We start from the raw sequence: 19,729 nt of genomic DNA on the forward strand, positions 1-19,729 counted from the left end.
TGATCCAATACTGATTATTGGTCAATATATGCACCGATTGCTTATTCTGTGCGCTAGACGACAAAAAGCCGCGATAGTCACTATCGCGGCTTTGTTTTTTTTCATGCAGTTATGACTATGATACGTATTTTCTACGTACCCATCCTAAAACGGCAATGATTGACACAAAGAAGGCACCTAATGAACCACCAGTACGCAGTTGTGGCTCATCAGGGTCAGTTGGTGGATCAACCGGCTCATCAGGGTCAGTTGGTGGATCAACCGGCTCTTCAGGGTCAATGCCTTCTATGGTTTCTAATCCATTTAACTGACCAGAAGTGATTCCGATATTTCGACCATTATATAACGAGCCAACATCACGTGCAGAGCGCGTTTCTGTATTGGCCTCTAACGCAGAACAGTCATCACCATATAACTCACAATTAATGAGTCGTGCTGCATCCGTTAAGTGGCTGTATGGTGTATCCGTTACATTAACGAAACCAACGTTGTAGTTTTCACCATCCCATGCACGGCCTGTTACAGGTGAATCAAGGTATTGGAACCAGTGCGCACCGACAAAGTTATCATTCGCTAATACCGACTCCATGTACGTAATGTACTTGTCGCCACGATCTTTTTGCGAGTTTGCTGAAACAATTCCGGTTGCGAAGTTACCGCTATCCAGCGCACCGAAGTGGAACTCACCGATGATAGCTGGGAAATCTAAATCCTCGATTTGTTCTAGTACATCTGATTGCCAGTCTTCGGACGTGATGCTGTCTTTGTAGATGTTGAAGCTGACAACATCAGCATGAACTTTAGCGGCATCAACCGTTTCCGGTGTTCTTCCCCAGTCAGCAAAACGAGCACCTAAATAAAGGTTATTAGGAAACTCTGCTTTGATTGCTTGCTTCACAACCTCAAAGTATTTGTTTGCAAACTGCCAGTTCAATGACTTTAAATCATCCAACATGCCTGCAGAGTATTCAAAGCTCTGTGCTCCGCCTAATTCAGACCATGATGCGAACGATGTTCCCCAAGCGGTATTGAATGCCTCAATTGTTTTCGATTGCCCAAAGCCATTTTCAAGGAACCAGATAAACGCAGCTTTCGCTGGGCTTGTGCTGGCATCTGTGTTCATCGCCGCTAGCGTTTGCCCATAACACGCCGCATCATCACCATTCAGACAGTTACCCCAGCTTATTTCATTATCAACGAAAATACCCATCAAGGTCGCTTCATGACCTGTCACTTCTTCTTTGATTTTCGCCGCCATTTTCTCAGCAGCTAAGGCAAAGTTAGGATCAAACGGGTCAGCTATCGGCCCCCAATATCCTGCGCCAATACGGTTAACAGGATTCTCTGAGGTTTCATGGTGAAGTACCCACCCATTTGCAACATAAGGCATGTTCGCTGCGGCCGCTTTTGCATAGAAGGCAGAGTCTGTCCAGTTACCAAGTGACGTAAAGCCCCAGTCTTGCATACGCTTGATAGTGATGTCTTGCCAAGCTTCTTCACCACCATGACGCGCATCTATGTTGTTAGCGTAGAAACTCACACCCTCACCTTGTTTGACAGGTCCACTATGAACAGGACCCATCTCTTTTCGGTGATTTGTCGGGATCTCAGTGAACATTGACTTACGCACATCGGAAGGCATTGTGCTCGATTCACCAGTAAAGGTATACGTGTCTGTCATTCGAATGTTAGCAAGACCCGTTGAAATAAAGGCGTTACCGTCAGGATCAACCAGATACCATTTACCGTCTGCTGTTTTACACACATTAAAAGTGGCTGGGTTAGCCAGTTTACAGTCTTGGTCAGCAACAATGCTACTACCAGCAGGTGCACCGCCATATTGACTACGGTTAAGTAGTTTACCAAGCAGTTGTGTCTCTCGTGCACCCAAACTATCAAGTTTCTCACGACTCTCTAGCTTAGCGTAGAAATCATGTTGATTGTTTTGACCCAGTGAATCCACCAACTCTTCGTAGGCTGATACATCATTAAGATCTTTGATCACACGAGCGTTATCAAAGATAAACTCGTGATCAGTAGTTCCCTCTGCTAGATCAGGAATAAAGAAAGTAACCGACTGAATCGCTGCAAGGTTTAACTCTAGCCAATCACCCCAACCTTCGTCGAGTGATTTTGCCGGAAGCTCACGCAAACCCAGTGTATTGACAATATCACCAATCGCTGGAGTATCTTTAACGCTTATATAAACAGTCTGAGTGCTTTTTGCTGGAATATACTTTCCGCGTGCAATACCCGACGCTTCATTACCGCTGTTGTCTTCTATTCTCGAGTACAGAAATAGACCGGTATTGGTTGGGTTTGTCACATCGACCGCAATCGCTAGGTGCTCTCCCAATGCTGACAAATCCCAGTTCCCATTCAGTTTGACCGAGCTCCACCCATTGTTGAACGTGGCTTTCAGCGCGGTTTCACCAATACTAACCCCTTCATCAATCAGTTCTATATCCGCGCCTGTCGCTTCGATAGAATCTGTCAGTTCTTCAAACGTTTCGAGCTGAAGTAGGGTTTTCACTGGTGCCGATGAAACGCTTCCGCTCATATCTTCTGGGTCAGTTGGTGGAGGTGTTGGCTCTGTTGTGCCATCAGAGACGCGCACATTATCAAAGTGCAAAGATTTAGACTCGTTATTCGACAACATGAATTGAATAGCTAGCACCTTATCTTTATCAAAGTTCACACCGTGATCTTGATATTCATTTCCACCATCTAGATTAAATGTAAACGTCGTGGTCTCTCCGGCGGGTGCAGTGAAGTAGTCCAGACTTGTTTGAGTTGAGTCACCCCAATCATTCTGAATATCGTTATCCACAAGTTTAATTGCAAAGACAGTATCTGTGCTCTCAGAATTGGTAACGTCTACGGTCATCACATTGTGTTGAGACCAATTCCATGTTCCCCAGTTCCAGATAATGACAGGTTCAAATTCAGCACTAAAGTCACTTTTAAGTGCTTGTTCTCCATCTGTAACACCGTCAGAAACCAGTGAATATGATGAGGATTGATCACCAACAATTTGTAGCCATTCCGGGTTATTTTCTCCTGCTGAGTAATCAGAACTTTCAAAAGAAGTCACTAACGTTGAAGCAAGCGTAGGTGCAGCCATTCCCACAATAAGCAGGGCTGTTAGAGTTTTATTCACGTTCATAAAATGGATCTCATTTTCCTTAATGAAATAATCAGGCACGGAATAAGCGTCCGTGCCTATTTTCGACGTTATTTAAAGCGGTTGTTATAGAGGTTTGCGTTGAATTGCTTTGCCGCCTCAATCAATTCAACATAAGGTTCGTCAGCGATGGTGACAAAACCGATGTTGTAGTTTTCACCATCCCAAGCTCGACCTGTTGCTGGCGAGTCAAGGTACTGGAACCAATGCGCACCAACAAAGTAAGGGTTGTCTACCACACTCTGCATGTAATTGGTGTACATCTTCGCGCGCTCTGTTTGATTGGCAACATTCACGATACCACCATGGAACAGACCTGTATCTGTCGAACCAAAATGGAATTCACCGATGATGCTTGGCTTGTCTAATTCCGCTAGCCACTTTCTAAAGTGTGCTTTTTTAGAGTCATTCAAATCATTGGCGTACAGGTTGTAACTCATGACATCCACATACTTCGCCGCGCCTTTTGCAATTTCTGGTGTCACACCCCAGTCAGCAAATCGCGCACCTAGATACATGTGATTTGGCAACACGCGCTCTAGTTCAGCATCTACTGTAGAGAAATACTTATCTGCCAGCATGGTTAACATGTCTGAATAGTCTCGCTTCATACCTGGCTTTAGGCTGCTACGATAGTCGAACGACTTATCAAACTCTTCCCAAGAGTTGACCTGAGTCGTTCCCCACGCCTGATTCAGGGCATTGATCGTAGTGTATTTCTCTTTTAGATATGTTGAGAATGCAGCCTTCGCAGGGCTCTCTTTCGCGTCATAGCTTAGTGCGTTGACAATCAGACCATAATGGTTGGCCTCATTCATCACATTACCCCAGCTGATCTCATTGTCGACAAAGATACCCAATAACCATGGGTCATCTTTCTCCACTTGTTTCGCGAGACCTTCTGCCATCACTCTAGTGCTCTGCTTGAACTCAGGATCGAATGGGTCATGAATAGGACCCCAGTAGTCATTACCTGTACTGATTCGCTTGTGTTCACCCATGATCCAACCGTGTGCTTCATAAGCAACACGTTCTGTTCCGAAGAACATTGGATCAATCCAATTACCCAACGTGGTAAAACCCCAATCTTGCATACGATCAAGCGTTACATCACGCCAAATCTCCATCGCTTCTTGTTGCGAGGTTTCGTATTTACGCATCAGGTTGGCACGATAGAAACTGAATACCTCACCTTTCTTCAGTGCACCAGAGTGGACATAACCGGCGTAGTCATAGTTCACTGCAAGTTGATCGTCATACTCAGGTAGCCAAGTGAACATCGATTCACGTAATTGTGATGCGATTTGACGCCCTTGCTTTGTCTCTGGGTTGTCAAAATCCGCACCGGTAATGGTGACAGTGTCATCCATTCGAATGTTGGCAAGACCTGTCATGAAGAACGGGTAACCTTCTGGGTCAACTAACGTCCACTTGCCATCCAGTTTCTCGGTGCGGAAGAACCCTGTGGCCTCCATACGAGGGCCTGCATTCCAACCACCGAATTTACTGCGGTCAGACATCAGCTCGGCTTTGCCAAGATGCTCAAGCGCCGCTTTGCCCGAAGCACGTAGTTCTTCATCGTTGTGTACTTTCTCAGCCCAGTCACTACCCGTAAACTGGCCATACTGATCGACTAACCCTTCGTAACGCGTCGTGTCGGCATCAAGGTTTGGTACTAAGCGAATTGAGTCAACCACAATCGTGGCGTCTTTGGTTGGATTTTGCAGATAAAGCTGAATTGAAACTATGTTAGACAAATCCAAGCTGGTTTCACCCCAGCCATAGCTAATGGCTTGTGCGCTATACGCTTTCTTAGGTGGTTCACTGCGCATGCCGGAAACAATATGACCTTCTAGCTGACTTAAGCTCATGTAGTATGTGCTTGTCTCATTAGGCAGCAGCGTCACATAGTTTGACATACTGTCTTTAACACCATCAGCCGTACCACCCCAGTTTTTGTTCTCCGCTTGGTCAACGCGAACAAACATCTGGATAGGATCATTGGTTGGATTTTCAATATCAAAGGCGAGGTTAAAGTTACCCTCTTTAGACCAATCCCAAGGACGGTTTGGCATAAAGGTAATATTTGGATAGTCGTTGTCTGCTTTGAACTTCACTTGAAGACCAAGGCCCCCATCTGATTTTACTTTTTCGATGGTCGTCGATACGCTGCGGTCTGAAATAAAGTGCTTTTCACCAGATTCAAAGTTGGTGATTGATTTTAATGTCGGAATTGGCCCTGCTTCGACGACTTGTTCCTCAGCAGAGATAAAATCACCTGTAGCATCAACCAACTGTAGGTTATCGAGAATAATGGTTTGCTCATCCATTGGCCCTTGAACAAACACCTGCAGTTCAGCCAGTTTGCGCAAGTTAATGTTCTGACCATCCCAATAACCATCAAGACCACGCTTACCGCCATTGAATAGCATCTCAACATTTTCGGTGCTGTTCGCTGGAATCGTAACTGCGTAATTAAGCTGGTTGGTCGCCGCCCCCATCTGGCCGACGTTATCGACGATCTTGAAGATAAACGTTGCAGGCGTATCACTTGGGTTGGTGACATCCACTTTTAAGCTGCCCCTATTATTCCAGTTCCACATCCCACCCTCGGGGAAGAACTTCACATTAGGCCAGTATTTAAATTTGTTTGCTTCAGAGACAGCATCAAACGTCACCTTCAAAGCAGAGTTACCCGAGGTAACACCAACGCCTGTCACTTTTTCAGATTTCGCGTGTGATGCTTGTACGTTATTAAAGAAACTATCCGATTCAAAATCAGGGATAGCAATGCTCGCTTGTTCCTCACTCTCTCCAGAAGTTTCCGGTTGAGATCCTGTCGTCGATTGACAACCATACGCGCCAAACAGCAAGCTCGATAGGATAAGTGCAATTTTTGTCTTGTTCATACTCGTTATTATCTTTATAGGAGTCGATATAAGTACTCCACGACCTAAGCCGTGGAGAAACTGTTTAAATGATATTTATGTCAGGATTACCACCATGCTTCGAACATTACGCCAGCCGTAAGTGCATCCGATTTGCCCATTTTAAAGCCACCAATTGCCCATGTATCAAAAACATCCGTCTCTACATCTTGTTCAGCATAAGTAACGTAGAAGTTAAGTACCGGACGGTCCCACTCTCCATTACCAATATGAAGGTTTTGAGCAAGTGTAATTTTGTAACCTGAGTTGGTGCCATCTTCGCTTGGGTTTACAGCTTCATACTTGATCTGTTCGTAGCCAGCTTCTAGCTGAGTCGAAGTACGCTTGTTCCAGTTATAAGTATTACGAATGATGAATGAGTCCCAATCACTTTGCATTGCTGCTATTGGCATACGGTTTGGATGCCCAGTCTCACGTGCACGTTGGTCATATTTTTCAGTTTCGTGAGCATACGTGTATTCGAAGCGGAAACGATCTGTTAGCTGGTATTTACCATAAAAGAACCCACCAATCAGATCACTTGGCACTGGCTGCCACCATTCGCGTGTCGCAACTTGTCGAGCTTCGCTGCTATAACGTAAGAATAGTTGGTGGTGCAGATTGTCTAAATTGTGATTAAATTTTAAACCTACTTGATAGGAATCTGGCGCAGCTTCTTTGTACTTATCCCCTGTGGACTCGTTAATTACATCACTATTTGGACCAATGTAAGTGCCGTAGTTGAGATACAATTCACTATTAATCGTATCTGTTATATCCATACCTCGAAGTGCAGATGAGAATAAGACGGTATCGCCTTGGTTCATATCACCATTTGTATATGAGTTGTAAAGGTTACGAGTTACTGATAAATCAAGGGCGGCAAAATCTAAGTCTATTTTCTCAATACCAAACCCACGACCATCACTCGCAAGCGCTTCATTGACCACCAATGGCGTCGACACGCGGTTCACATACTTTTGGCCTGCCCATACCGTAGCGTCAGGCATTGCTGGGAACACACCAGCCGCATCAACATATATCCACTCAGGTACGAAATTGTCAGAGTAACCATTGGATGAGAACATAACATGAACACCCCAGTTCATATCATTCATATTTAAACCATAATCAGATTGCAGCTGTAACCAGTTACCGTCGTTACCTAGACGACCAGCTGACGAGTCTGCATGATATTGACCAGGTAACCGGAAAATATTACCACCTGTTCCAGCCCAGTCATAAGCTGCCTCATTCAACACTTCATCATTAGTAAAGCCTGCGCCATACATTAGATAGCCGTGGAAAGCTAAACCCTCAGGTGTGTTAGCATGTGCGGAAAGTGCAACTAATAAACTGGAACACACTGCAGAGTACTTTAGGATTTTATGTTTCATCTTTTGTCCTTAAAGATTAAGTAGATAGTAAGTTAATAAATGAAGATGGTTTACCAATGCAACTTCAATGTCAGTATTATTACAAAATGGCAAACCAATAATCAGTGACAGGTATAACAATTAACGAATAAAGACCAACCTAAGATAAAACTCCAATTACCAATCTCAGTAACCCACATCATGAGACCCTTTTATTTTCAACCACTTACATATTCCAAGTTAGTTTAAAATAAACTGTGGTTAACACGAATATTGGTCATATCAATGCTTAAAACTGTGTATTCCATCACCTTATTACCAAAGAGTCGTTATTTTGAAGACCAGCAAATAGACACAAACTCAAAATTGGTTTACCTTTGTTCGAAATTTGTATTTGTATAGAGAGATACCTCATGAATTCACCTAAGAAAAAACTTAGCCTGGCAAGTTTACGTGCTATTGAACGCGGTTATGATAGTCGCGGGCCTGAATGGTTGATTGAATTTGATGTACAAAAACTGAAAGGCGACTTTGCCTATGAAGAGGGAGTGATTCGCCGCGATCCTACCGCTGTCATCAAAGTTCATGACTTGTACCACTGTTGGTACACCAAAGGTGAGGGGGAAACCAAAGGTTTTACAGGCAACCCAGAAGACAAAGTTTTTCCTTGGGACAAAACTGAAGTATGGCATGCGACCTCCGCTGACGGCATAACATGGAAAGAGCAAGGTCCTGCGATTCAAGCTGGTAAATCAGGCTCATATGATGACCGAGCAGTGTTCACTCCCGAGGTCTTAGCGCACGAGGGTTGTTACTACCTTGTTTACCAAACTGTCCAATTTCCGTACACCAACCGCCAATTTGAAGAGATAGCACTGGCTTGGTCAGATAGTCCATTCGGTCCATGGACCAAATCAGATGCTCCTATCCTTAGCCCCGAAAAAGATGGCGAATGGGAAGGTGATGAAGACAACCGCTTCAATGTAAAATCAAAAGGTAGCTTTGACAGTCACAAAGTGCACGATCCTTGCCTGATGTTCTTCAATAACAAGTTTTACCTATACTATAAAGGCGAAACTATGGGTGAGAGTATGAATATGGGCGGTCGTGAAATTAAGCATGGAGTGGCCATAGCTGATAAAGTTACTGGCCCTTACGTCAAATCAGAATACAACCCTATCTCAAACTCTGGGCATGAAGTTGCGGTCTGGCATCACAATGGTGGTATCGCATCATTGATTACTACCGATGGTCCTGAGAAAAACACGATTCAATGGGCTAAAGACGGTATTAACTTCGAAATTATGTCTCATATCAAAGGAGCACCAGAGGCGCTAGGTATATTCCGTGATCCACAAGAAGATAGCTTTGATGCGCCAGGCTTAAACTGGGGGCTATGCCATAAGTATGACCCTAGCTGGAACTGGAATTATATCTGCCGATACCGCGTAAAACGTCAAATTTTAGATGCGGGTACGTTCCAAAATAGTAATTAAGTTCGCTCTAAACCAGTGGCTCATAAAGGAGCCACTTTTTCGCCAATGACTAACCCTTTCCCTGTATACCTACCCAGCCGTTAACTGTTTTTTTTTCAGGATACTTTGATATGCACAATTCACCGAGAAGTACCACATTATTTAACGACAACTGGCTTTTTCAGTTGGCAAAAGATAAACCGAATACCAAACAATGGTCGACGGTTACGCTTCCCCACGATTGGAGTGTAGCTTCGGCCTTTTCTCCACAGTATGATGGAGCCACGGGTTACCTACCTGGGGGAATTGGTTGGTACAAAAAGCAGTTTAAAAATCCTCTAAATAAACACTATTCGCGCTGTATACTCGTTTTTGACGGGATTTACAACAATGCAACCATTAATATCAATGGCTATGATATACATTTCCAAGCGTATGGTTATGCGCCATTCAATATAGAAATTACTGATTACTTGAAATCAGACAATGTAATTACTATCCATGTCGATAGACGCAGGTATATCGACAGTAGGTGGTATACAGGTTCAGGTATTTACCGTGATATAGAAATGGTTCTAACTAAGGATGTGTTTGTTCCTATTTGGGAAAATCATATAAAAGCTTCCGTTAGCTCAAACCAGATTGGCCATATCCACCAGCAACTGATGATTGAAGCAAAAACGAAAACGCATTACTTGACAATTGTAAGTCGTTTGCTCGAGCCCAATTCCGATAATTGCGTAGCTACAGCTCGAACGCATCGTTCAGTGAACAATCGAGAAGTATGTGATTTAGAACTAACGTGTGATCAACTGAGCCTTTGGAGCCCAGATTCACCAATTCTTTATAAGTTGGAAACTCAAATCTACGAAAATGGCTGCGTCATTGATAAGGTATCTGAAAACATTGGTTTTCGTAGCATAGAGTTTTCGCCAGAACAGGGGTTTTTCCTCAATGGGATGCCAACTAAAGTCCGTGGGGTCTGCCTTCATCATGATGGCGGACTCGTTGGCGCTGCCGTACCTGATGAAATATGGATACGTCGGTTGTCAAAGCTCAAACAATGTGGTGTAAATGCAATAAGAATCGCACACAACCCAGCCTCCAAGCGTCTATTGCACCTCTGTGACACGATGGGATTTCTGGTGCAGGATGAGTTTTTTGACGAGTGGGATTATCCTAAAGATAAACGCCTTAACATGGGCAACCAACACGATGACTTTTTCAGCCAATGTTACACCGAGCACTTTCAAACCCGAGCAAAAACCGATCTTTGTAATACGTTGAAATGCCATATTAACCATCCATCAATATTCATGTGGAGTATTGGCAACGAAATTGAGTGGACCTACCCACGCAACGTCGAAGCAACGGGCTTTTTTGATGCAAGTTGGGATGGGAATTATTTCTGGAGCTTACCACCTAACTCTCCCGATGAAATAAAAGATAAACTCAAAAATTTGCCACAGCACACTTATGATATTGGGAAAACTGCGAACAAGCTTGCTCGTTGGGTAAAAGCTATCGATCAAACTCGACCGATTACTGCCAACTGTATCCTTCCATCATCCAGCTACCATTCAGGTTACGCCGACGCGCTCGATGTAATTGGATTTAGTTATCGACGTGTTGTATATGATTATGGGCATGAAATCAGACCTAACCTGCCGATAATCGGTAATGAAAATTTACCTCAATGGCATGAATGGAAAGCAGTGCTTGAACGCAACCATGTATCCGGATTGTTTCTTTGGACTGGAATCAATTATATGGGAGAATCTCATGGTAAATGGCCTGTAAGAACCACTGACAGCGGCCTGCTAGACACCGCTGGGTTTGAAAAACCAAGTTATGCGCTTTTTAAATCGCTGTGGACAGACGAACCTTATGTCAAAGTATTTACTCAACGAGCAGACTTAACACAACTGAAGTTTGACGAGCAAACTTTTGTTGCCTTTGAACATGATGAAAATGCTTGGCAAAAAAAATTATGGGTCTGGGACGAAAGAAACTCGCACTGGAATTATGAAAATGAGCAATGGGTCACTATCGAAGCCTATAGCAACTGTCCGCAGGTACAACTCTACCTCAACGATGAGTTGGTTGGAACCCAACAGTTAGAAAAGCAAATCGACAGAGTCTTTCGTTGGGCCTTACCATATAGAGCAGGAAAGATCTCTCTGGTTGGTTTAAAGAACGACGTAGAGGTAACTAGAGATGAAATTGTCACGTCTGGAGTGCCGAGGAAGATCTCGATTGTAGATGAAACCCATGAAGGTTCAAGCTCATACCGGCAACTTATAGTCCAGATGCTTGATAAAGACAACCATCCAGTGAGTCATGAAGAAGCATTGTTAGAGTTTCGTGTTCGCGGTTGTGAATGGATTGGAGCCGATAATGGCAGTATATCTTCTATCAACGCATATAATAGCCCAACGATTGCTACACGTCATGGCAGAGTTTTAGCAGTTGTAAAATCATCGCAGGGTCAAAGTGGTGATATCGAAATTTACTCAAATTCAGGAGTGAAAGCCTCTTTTTCACTACTTTAAACTGTACTAATACATTAACTCTGAGTTGGCTCTTGTATTCACAAGAGCCTAAATACCTAAAGCTTAGCTATACGTGCAGTAGCAACAGGCGTCGCAGCTTACACAGCAAGCAAACACATACATTAGTGTAAGTCTGCTAATGTAATTTCGAACAATACCGTGTCATACAATACAAAATCCACCTTTAATATTTTTACAGCATGCCAAAAGATATTATCTCTTGGCATGTTGTATGAGTCCAAGTCATCAAGATAACCTTGACTCTGTGACGCCAATATCTCGTTGTTTATGAAACTACTCAACTGTAACTTACGTTCACCGTCAAACGATGATTCTGTACCAAAATTGCTGCCAGCTCTCTACATCATTGTTGGTGTGTTAGAGCAACCTACACATTGTATTACAACGAATAAGTTAGATATTTTATACTTTTATCCTCAGTTATTTGGTAATGAGTACTCACTGTATTCTTACCTACCTCACTTATATTCGAAAAGCTCAGAGGAATACATTCGACGAAAACGTCGCATCTTTAAAAAATACGTCTTTAAAAAACAATTAATCACCAATAAACGTAACGCTGACCAATAAAATAACAACTATAGTTTTTGAATTTGATCAACTAAATCAAGAGCTTTCTGAGTGTTTCCTTGTTTTATAGTATGGCGAAGTTCGTCAAAAAGGTTTTCAAACTTGTTCGTGTTGTATTCCAATGTCTTAACTTCTAAACCATTTTCATTCGCCAATATCACGGTATCGAATTTGCCCAAGGCATCAAATTCAATCGCAACCCTTCCTGTATAACTATGTGGAATCACAACTTCTTCTTCTTCCATAGTTCTATCTTTCTTTACCCAAATTCGGCTACTGCTGCTAGCATCTTGCGCGGTCGTATACACAATGACATATATTGGAATATCAGCGACTTGAGGAGTTACACGCACGTTAGATTCTTGACGATAAGTTTGAAATAGATCTCCAGATTTATATTGGAACTGTTCATTAGGGATGCGAGATAAAATATTACCTTTTTTATCAATAACTAAAACTGAAGGAGCAAATATTTTTGAATCATAGTAAGCTTGTATCTTTAGATCTAATATTTCATAATTTGATGGCAACTCATACAAAGCAACAGGACTATCTACACCATAAGCCTTTAAGCGCTGCGTTTGCTGCTGGATACTAACTTCAGATAAATCTCCTTTTTCTACATACAAAGCATTGAGTTCCTTCAAAGAGTTAGATGTTTTGTTACTTAATTGCTCGACTTTTTCATTTCCCATAAAAACATGATTAACAGTCTGACACCCACTTAAACACCCTAAAATCAGCCCTGTCATTAGTAAATTTCTCAGCATTGGTATACACCTCCATTACTTATTGTTCTACTCTATTTTACACATATAGGACCAATTAAACAGGATTGGATTATTAACTTAAAAAATGTTGCCAATATCAAACAACATTTCTAACAGAATAAACTTAGTATTGAGGAAGACATTGCTTTTCTCTCTAATCTTAAGTTCATATCTAGTGTATGGAGGTAGATGCTAAATCTTGTGGGAGGGTCCAAACTCCACTAAGCTACCGAGCAAGTACTAATTACTGATGGAACCAAAGTAGGAACATAATCAGTACAAACGAGCTCGCTTTGTTGTCATTCATACAGGCATCCTTCGTTTAGAATGACTGACCAAACTACGGAAGTAAGCTTTATTACGCTGTAGATTTGACGGTAAATCTACCGAACTCTTGTTACAATCAAGTTTAGGAAAACTGAACATTCCTCTTCTCGGTTATTTATTCTAGAGGCTTCGTTTTTTGCGATGCTGATGAATGTGCAGTTCGATGCCATATATACGACGTCACTATGCGTGTTTCTTCAAGCGTTCCATGGTCAACTTCAGGTTTTGACAGGGACGGGTGACCGTTTGTTCAGCAGTGTTTGCAAACTTATATGTTGGTTATATTTAGTACTTAATTCAACCTATACAACCCTAAACGTAAGGGATAAGTTGAAATCATCTTTACCCGTGAGAATTCGCCAACTGATTCGAGCTATCTTAATTCGCCAATGCCACAATGGTTTTTACTTTACCTCTCCGCTTGACCAAATAGTTAAACTAGGAACAGATAGTAACGCTTTATAACGAGGTTGTGGCTTGAACGCCGTTGGAGGGGCATCCGTCACATCACGACAGATGCGGCAAATATTACTTTGATATATAAAGTTTAGTTAGGCACGGTGCTCTTGGATACCTGAGATCCAATCGTATTTGAACGCAAGGTTGAACTGCATAATCTTTTTGGCGCTGATCAGCAGACAGCGTTTCGTTCGACTTGACAATGATTCCATAATTAAAGGAAAAGTGGGCTGGTTTATTCCGAAAATAATGTTCGGACAACCTGTAAACCAGAGGGTGGATTGCTCCGGAATATGCCACCGGCCAACAGAAATCATATAAAGGACAACATCGAACTACTATTTGTGATCAAAAACACGGAATTTGATTCACCAAAATGTAAAATTGGACGACCAGTTACAGTCAAACAAGATACCTATATGGATTTACATACTAAAAATGCCATTCGATATGCGCTAATAGTCGCGCTGGGTGGCTTTGTCTTCGGTTTAGATGCCGCTATTATTTCGGGAACAATACGCTACATTACTTTAGAGTTCGGCCTGTCAAACCTAGAAGTCGGTACAGTCGTAAGTGCACCAAGCCTAGGGGCAATCATTGCATTATTTTTTGCGGGTAAGATAGCCGATGCCTGGGGTCGAAAGAACACACTTATTCTGATCGCGGGCCTATACCTATTATCTGCGCTTGGCTCAGCACTAGCCACTAGCTATGAGATGCTAGTTGCATCTCGCCTTATCGGGGGCTTGGCGTTCAGTTCACTGTCATTGGCGTCGATGTACATTGGCGAAGTGGCACCCTCAAGACTACGCGGTAAGTTGGTTTCAGGCAATCAACTCAATATAGTTATAGGCCTGTCAGCAGCTTACTTTATCAACTACTATCTTGTTATTAACACAAGCGAGAGTTTTTATTTGCTCTCACCAGAAGGGATCTGGCGTACCATGCTTGGTTCTGAGCTTATCCCAGCACTGGTTTGGTTTGGTCTGTTGTTTACTGTACCTGAGTCACCACGCTGGCTTATCCTCAAGGGACGTTCACAAGAAGCAAAAATGGTATTAGGCAAACTGTATTCACCAAAAGAAATCATCGATACGGTCCAGAACATCAACGCCAATATGGTTGACGACAAACAAACTCCTTTTGTTGACCAATTAAAAAACTTGGTTACACCAAAATATAAAACCTCCCTAATTATTGGTATAATCATCGCTGTTGTACAAGGTATTACTGGTATGAACGCTATCTTGTTCTATGCTCCAACCGTGTTTGAACAGATTGGCTTCGGTGGTGATGCAGCATACCAGCAATCTATCTATATCGGTTTAACTAGTATAGTGTTTACTCTGTTGGCTATTTTGTTTATTGATAGATTTGGTCGCCGTCCTTTGCTGCTTATTGGTCTCGTTACCGCAATGTTAAGCCACGTGACTTGTTGGTACGGATTCAACAGCGCAACGTTCTCTATCAATGAAGAGAAAATAGTTACGCTTAGCGAAAATATTAACGCTAAGCCATTGGAAATACTACAAGGTAAATCCTTCAATAACGACGTTGAGTTTAAAGAAGCTCTATCAGCAGTTTACAACGATCAAGATCTTCATCACTATGAAAGTCAAATTATCGAAACTGCTATTAGCGTTAACCCATATATAGTTCTTTTTGGTATTCTGGGCTTTATCGCTGCATTCCACATCTCCATTGGACCTATTATGTGGGTGCTATTCTCGGAAATTTTTCCGAATTCGGTACGAAGCGCAGCAATCCCGGTATCCGCCATAGTCACCAGTATCGCAAGTTATCTTATCCAGCAGTTCTTTCCTTGGCAACTTGCCAACTTCGGTGCAGGCAACACCTTCCTTATGTACGCGGTGTTCAGCGCCATTGGTCTCGCACTGATTGCTAAAATGCTGCCTGAAACGAAAGATAAATCCATTGAAGAGATTGAACTACTGCTCGCACCTGATAACCTCGAGCACCATACAGGTTCTGTCAACATGTCTCGTTAATTCCGGTTGAAATATCGAGTAGAATGAGGCGATATCGCCTCATCTCTCTCACAAATCCGTAGGAGATCGCGTACGACTCAAACACACTTCCATTTAGCATTATTGCTTGAACTGTAGTGATGTGATGGACGCCTCAGCACTCAAGTTTCGAGGTATCTGCCAAACTTGATACTGATAGTAAACCTAAAGGGCTGCCATTATGGATATAAAAGTTGTTGGAATTGATTTAGCCAAAAATGTATTTCAGGTTTGTGTTTGTCTTGTAGATCATTCATTTAGTAGTAATCAAAAAGTTAGACGCAATAAGCTACTCGATAAAGTAAGGCAATTTCCTCAAGGAACTTTAATTACAATGGAAGCGCGTGGGACCTCTCACTAATGGGGGGGAGGAAATTCAAAGAGTTAGGCTTCGATGTTCAGCTAATTCCAGCCCAACATGTTAAGCCATTTGTCTCAAGCCAAAAGAACGATGCGAATGATGCTCTTGCTATATGTGAAGCAGCTTTTCGACCTAATACCCATAAAATGCCTATAAAAACGGTAGATCAACAAGATATTAAATCATTACGCTGTGTTCGGGTCCGCTTAGTCCAAAACAGAACGGCGACCGTAAACCAAATTCGCAGTTTAGCAGGTGAATCTGGCGTTATTTTTAGTGTCGGAAGAATAAAACTGCAAGTGTCCCTGATAGAAGCTTTAGAAGATGGAAGCAACGATCTTTCGTATACTCTCCGTAGCCTTCTTAAGCCCCTATATGATGATTTATGCGCTTTAAATTATCGAATAGATCAAGTCGAGCATTATATTAAATGCTCTTTGTCAAAATCAACCCCGATACGAAGCATTGCTTTCAATTCCTGGATTTGGGCCATTAGTAACAGCGAGTTTTATTAGTGAGATAGGTTCAGGTCTACAATTAAAAAATGGCAGGCAGTTATCTGCATGTGTTACTTATTCATGGCGCGAGGGCTGTAGGGCGTTTTGCCAACAAACGGCAAGATAAACTTGGGCAATGGTTCAACGCTTTAGCTGTCAGACAAGGTAAACATAAAGCTGTGGTAGCACTTGCGAATAAACTAGCTCGTATAGCATGGAAAATATTAACAGGAAGCCATGACTTTGACGTAAACAAAGCCTTTGTATAAACCTCAAGAAAGTTTACATACACTGATGAATAAACGGTTAACCGTACCTATTGTAACCTGAGTTGACCGATGCATTAAATGCCGATGTAGTGATTAGGCAATAGTTTTCGGATTTACATCAAGGCGCAGGCGAAAGAGCCTGTAACGACGCCGAATAAATGGTAGTGAACCAATCATTCAAAAGTGTTGTAAAAGCTGAGGCGTCCATATATGGTCAAGAACTTCCGAACACAGATTTAAGCCGATTTTCGGCATTGACTGGCGACAGTCCATCATTTGTTTGATTAGGCCGTTGCCAATTGTAGTAGTCCATCAAATAGTAGCTGATATCTTTCTTTGCTTGAGATTGGGTCAAGTAACCCGTTGCTGGTACCCATTCAGTTTTCAGGCTTCTAAATAGCCTCTCCATTGAGCAGTGACGCTCCTATGTCAAGCCAATCTCGCTAGATCTTTCAGGATGAGTGGGAATAGCTCTCTCGCTATATAACGTTTTAAGTTACGAGCTATTTCCTTGGTTGATTACCCTTCAGCCGTTCTTCGTGCAACATAGTCTTTCGTTCTGGGATCACTACGCATTCTTACCATAGCTACAGTACAGAAAGCATTATTAGCACTGCGGCCCCCCACGATTTAACCGATGACGAGTAGTTTTGCCTGATGAAGCAGGAATTGGGTCAACACCGCATAATGCCGCAAACGATGATTCCTTCCTCAATCGATTAGCGTTATCTCCAGCAGCAACAAGAAGTGTTGCTGCTACATTTGCACCAACTCCAAATCTTGATACAAGGTCTTGAGCCGAACTCAAAGTTAATTTTTTAACTCTTTATCAAGTATTTTTACTTGTTCATCTAGAAAGTTCCACCGTTGTGCTAGCAGTACAAGCGAAATCATTAATGGCTCACTACTAATTGGACTAAGCATGCCGTGGCACACGCCCCTGGTTTCGGCAGAGATAGGGACTGTTTTAGCTCATCAGGACCCGAGACAAGAAGTGCTCGAATTTGGTTCATTGCTTGGGTTCTTGCTTTTACCGCACTATTACGAGTCATCAGCAGACTTAGCAATGATTCAACTGGCCCCGCATGGCTTTTAGGAATAACTTTTGCCTCATCAGATAACGCGCTTCTAGCCGCATTTTCTGAGTCTATACAGTCTGTTTTTCATTTCAGCCGCCGCTCCATTCGGTTTGGGCGCATAATTTCATATACGTTAAATCCGTTCTTGATCAGGTATTTTGTTAGTTCTGCGCCATAGCTTCCTGTACCTTCTATACCTGCTTTTTGAAGGAAACCATAAGATTTACACCATGCGAAGAGTTCACGATAACCTGAAAGGTTGGCACTAAATGCTTTACTCTTAACAACTTGTCCAAGCTCATTGATAAGTGTTGCGACATGAAGTTCCAGATGAGTATCTACGCCCAAATACAATTTATAGCGGGGGTCATTACTGTTCATTTAACCACTCTCCCGTGTGAATCGTCCAGCAGGACGGGACACTGGAGGTGCAATACAAAGCTCCTATTAGGGCACAACTGAGTCGATAGAATTGAACAGACTCTTTGAACGACAGGTCAACACAAAGACATTTCTGTCAATCCCAGCACGGGCCATTACAAACAGCCTGTATTTATATTCTAATCCCAGTATCCCAACAGTTACCTCGACGACTCATGCTTTGGGTTATACGATATCGCCAAAGTCTTTGACGAAATTTACGACTGCTGTACTGGCATCCCTAGTCTGAATGGAACATCACGTTCTGAGGCCCACCTCTTTGCTCCCAGGCCATATCTAGGGTTTTAGAAACTAATTCTGCATAAGGCTTATCCGATCGAGACCAACCCACGACGCGTCGGCTAAAGAGGTCAAGTACCACGGCGAGATAACTCCACTCGCCCTAAAGATGAAAATGAATTATTATAAGCGAAAAAAGAAATACTCCGGCTTAAGGGGCTTTTAAAACAGACTGAAGAAGAGCGAGATATTTTAAAAAATGTATGGTCTGCTCCGTTTTTGCAAGTAAAAGCTCGCAGTCAGAATACGTTTGCGTCAATGTATCCGGCCTGTTTGTGAACCATCTAGTGTTCTGGCCTTGATGGGATCCGCACGTTGTTGTCCTAATAAAGCGCTCAGTCATAAAAGACTGCTTTTTAGCCAGGCTTCAACATCGTGGGTTTAACGCTTCTGTCATCAGCTTGTTTCTCGCAAAATCTATTGAAAATATAATTCGTTATATGCTATTTCACAGCCGAAATAGGATAATGTTGATACTCCTGACCCGAGGTTAATATCTTCCAACAAATACTCATTATCTTGTTAGCCAAGGCAATTAAAACAACATGGTGATGATGTGTCGCCTCTAACTTGGCTATCCACGGCCCGAGTGCGGATTTGTCTCGCTTCATATGTATCTTTAATGCTTTAGCCCCTTGTATCACCTGACTACGTAGATAAACGTTACCTCTTTTACTTGTACCGCCAAGATTGCTTCTCCCGCCTGTGGAGTATTGTCTGGGAACCAAGCCTAACCATGCTGACATATCTCGACCTCGCTTAAATTGAGTACCTGAACCAACAGCTGCAATTAACCCCGTCGCGGCAATTGGTCCAATACCTGGAACGCTGTATATAAGTTGGCACTTCTCAGACGCAATTGAGGCATGTTGTAATTGCTCGCTCATTTCATCAATTTGAACATCAATATGTTGCCAACGCTCTCGCAAGCGAAACACTAAAGCACGAATAAAGTCGGGAAGTACATTTTCCGCATCGTCTAAGATGCTGGGCAAGTTGCGTTCGAAGACTTTGCGACCTACAGGAACTGTAATTCCGTATTCAAATAGCAATGCCCGCATCAGGTTCACAGTAGCTGTGCGCTCAACAATAAAACGCTGCCTTACTCGATGAGT

10 protein-coding genes and 3 pseudogenes are annotated in these 19,729 nt (G+C 42.6%); 4 read left to right on the forward strand and 9 right to left on the reverse strand.

The genetic code is table 11. The features are described 5' to 3' along the window. Positions 1-115 precede the first annotated feature (115 nt). The 3 genes from VEJY3_RS09220 to VEJY3_RS09230 all read right to left on the reverse strand — a co-directional run bounded on the left by VEJY3_RS09220 (position 116) and on the right by VEJY3_RS09230 (position 7,508). Positions 116-3,166, reverse strand: a complete 3,051-nt coding sequence (locus VEJY3_RS09220; protein ID WP_014232191.1) for an agarase — start codon at positions 3,164-3,166, stop codon at positions 116-118. Positions 3,167-3,234: 68 nt separating this feature from the next. Then, on the reverse strand, positions 3,235-6,093 hold the full coding sequence (locus VEJY3_RS09225) for a beta-galactosidase (RefSeq protein WP_014232192.1): 2,859 nt from the start codon (positions 6,091-6,093) through the stop codon (positions 3,235-3,237). An 86-nt stretch (positions 6,094-6,179) separates the two neighbouring features. After that, a complete protein-coding gene (locus VEJY3_RS09230; protein ID WP_014232193.1) occupies positions 6,180-7,508 on the reverse strand; it encodes a carbohydrate porin in 1,329 nt (442 codons plus the stop codon). A gap of 392 nt (positions 7,509-7,900) precedes the next feature. Here VEJY3_RS09230 and VEJY3_RS09235 point away from each other — a divergent pair, with 392 nt between their 5' ends. Together VEJY3_RS09235 and VEJY3_RS09240 are read left to right on the forward strand one after the other, a co-directional pair. After that, positions 7,901-8,983 carry a family 43 glycosylhydrolase gene (locus tag VEJY3_RS09235; RefSeq protein ID WP_014232194.1) on the forward strand — a complete coding sequence of 361 codons (1,083 nt, stop codon included), beginning with the start codon at positions 7,901-7,903 and terminating at the stop codon, positions 8,981-8,983. 110 nt (positions 8,984-9,093) lie between these two features. Continuing rightward, on the forward strand, positions 9,094-11,514 hold the full coding sequence (locus VEJY3_RS09240; RefSeq protein ID WP_014232195.1) for a glycoside hydrolase family 2 TIM barrel-domain containing protein: 2,421 nt from the start codon (positions 9,094-9,096) through the stop codon (positions 11,512-11,514). Positions 11,515-12,113: 599 nt separating this feature from the next. On the opposite strand, the gene VEJY3_RS09250 is transcribed toward VEJY3_RS09240, so the two are convergent. Then, positions 12,114-12,875, reverse strand: a complete 762-nt coding sequence (locus tag VEJY3_RS09250; RefSeq protein ID WP_014232197.1) for a MalM family protein — start codon at positions 12,873-12,875, stop codon at positions 12,114-12,116. A 1,205-nt stretch (positions 12,876-14,080) separates the two neighbouring features. Here VEJY3_RS09250 and VEJY3_RS09255 point away from each other — a divergent pair. Further along, complete coding sequence (locus VEJY3_RS09255) at positions 14,081-15,670, forward strand: sugar porter family MFS transporter (RefSeq protein WP_041170347.1); 1,590 nt, start codon at positions 14,081-14,083, stop codon at positions 15,668-15,670. 199 nt (positions 15,671-15,869) lie between these two features. Beyond that, a pseudogene (locus VEJY3_RS09260) lies at positions 15,870-16,815 on the forward strand (IS110 family transposase). Positions 16,816-17,029: 214 nt separating this feature from the next. Here VEJY3_RS09260 and VEJY3_RS09265 read toward each other — a convergent pair. From VEJY3_RS09265 to VEJY3_RS25915, 5 genes and pseudogenes are all read right to left on the reverse strand, one after another. Further along, positions 17,030-17,224: pseudogene (locus tag VEJY3_RS09265) on the reverse strand (IS3 family transposase); the annotation flags it as partial. 198 nt (positions 17,225-17,422) lie between these two features. Next, a complete protein-coding gene (locus tag VEJY3_RS26185; RefSeq protein WP_202796675.1) occupies positions 17,423-17,623 on the reverse strand; it encodes a transposase in 201 nt (66 codons plus the stop codon). Between the two features lie 355 nt (positions 17,624-17,978). Beyond that, positions 17,979-18,275 carry a transposase gene (locus VEJY3_RS25910; protein ID WP_014232200.1) on the reverse strand — a complete coding sequence of 99 codons (297 nt, stop codon included), beginning with the start codon at positions 18,273-18,275 and terminating at the stop codon, positions 17,979-17,981. A gap of 190 nt (positions 18,276-18,465) precedes the next feature. Beyond that, a pseudogene (locus VEJY3_RS24705) lies at positions 18,466-18,711 on the reverse strand (DDE-type integrase/transposase/recombinase); the annotation flags it as partial. A gap of 346 nt (positions 18,712-19,057) precedes the next feature. Next, positions 19,058-19,705 (reverse strand): IS110 family transposase, encoded by a 648-nt coding sequence (locus tag VEJY3_RS25915; protein WP_202796685.1) that lies wholly within the window; start codon positions 19,703-19,705, stop codon positions 19,058-19,060. Positions 19,706-19,729 lie beyond the last annotated feature (24 nt).

It is taken from the genome of Vibrio sp. EJY3 (assembly GCF_000241385.1).
Lineage (GTDB): Bacteria > Pseudomonadota > Gammaproteobacteria > Enterobacterales > Vibrionaceae > Vibrio > Vibrio natriegens.

Bases quoted from the DNA above. Each gene is read 5' to 3' on its own strand.
- VEJY3_RS09235 (WP_014232194.1), top strand. From the start codon at position 7,901: ATGAATTCACCTAAGAAAAAACTTAGCCTGGCAAGTTTACGTGCTATT.
- VEJY3_RS09240 (WP_014232195.1), top strand. From the start codon at position 9,094: ATGCACAATTCACCGAGAAGTACCACATTATTTAACGACAACTGGCTT.
- VEJY3_RS09250 (WP_014232197.1), bottom strand. From the start codon at position 12,875: ATGCTGAGAAATTTACTAATGACAGGGCTGATTTTAGGGTGTTTAAGT.
- VEJY3_RS25910 (WP_014232200.1), bottom strand. From the start codon at position 18,275: ATGAACAGTAATGACCCCCGCTATAAATTGTATTTGGGCGTAGATACT.
- VEJY3_RS09230 (WP_014232193.1), bottom strand. From the start codon at position 7,508: ATGAAACATAAAATCCTAAAGTACTCTGCAGTGTGTTCCAGTTTATTA.
- VEJY3_RS09255 (WP_041170347.1), top strand. From the start codon at position 14,081: ATGGATTTACATACTAAAAATGCCATTCGATATGCGCTAATAGTCGCG.
- VEJY3_RS09225 (WP_014232192.1), bottom strand. From the start codon at position 6,093: ATGAACAAGACAAAAATTGCACTTATCCTATCGAGCTTGCTGTTTGGC.
- VEJY3_RS09220 (WP_014232191.1), bottom strand. From the start codon at position 3,166: ATGAACGTGAATAAAACTCTAACAGCCCTGCTTATTGTGGGAATGGCT.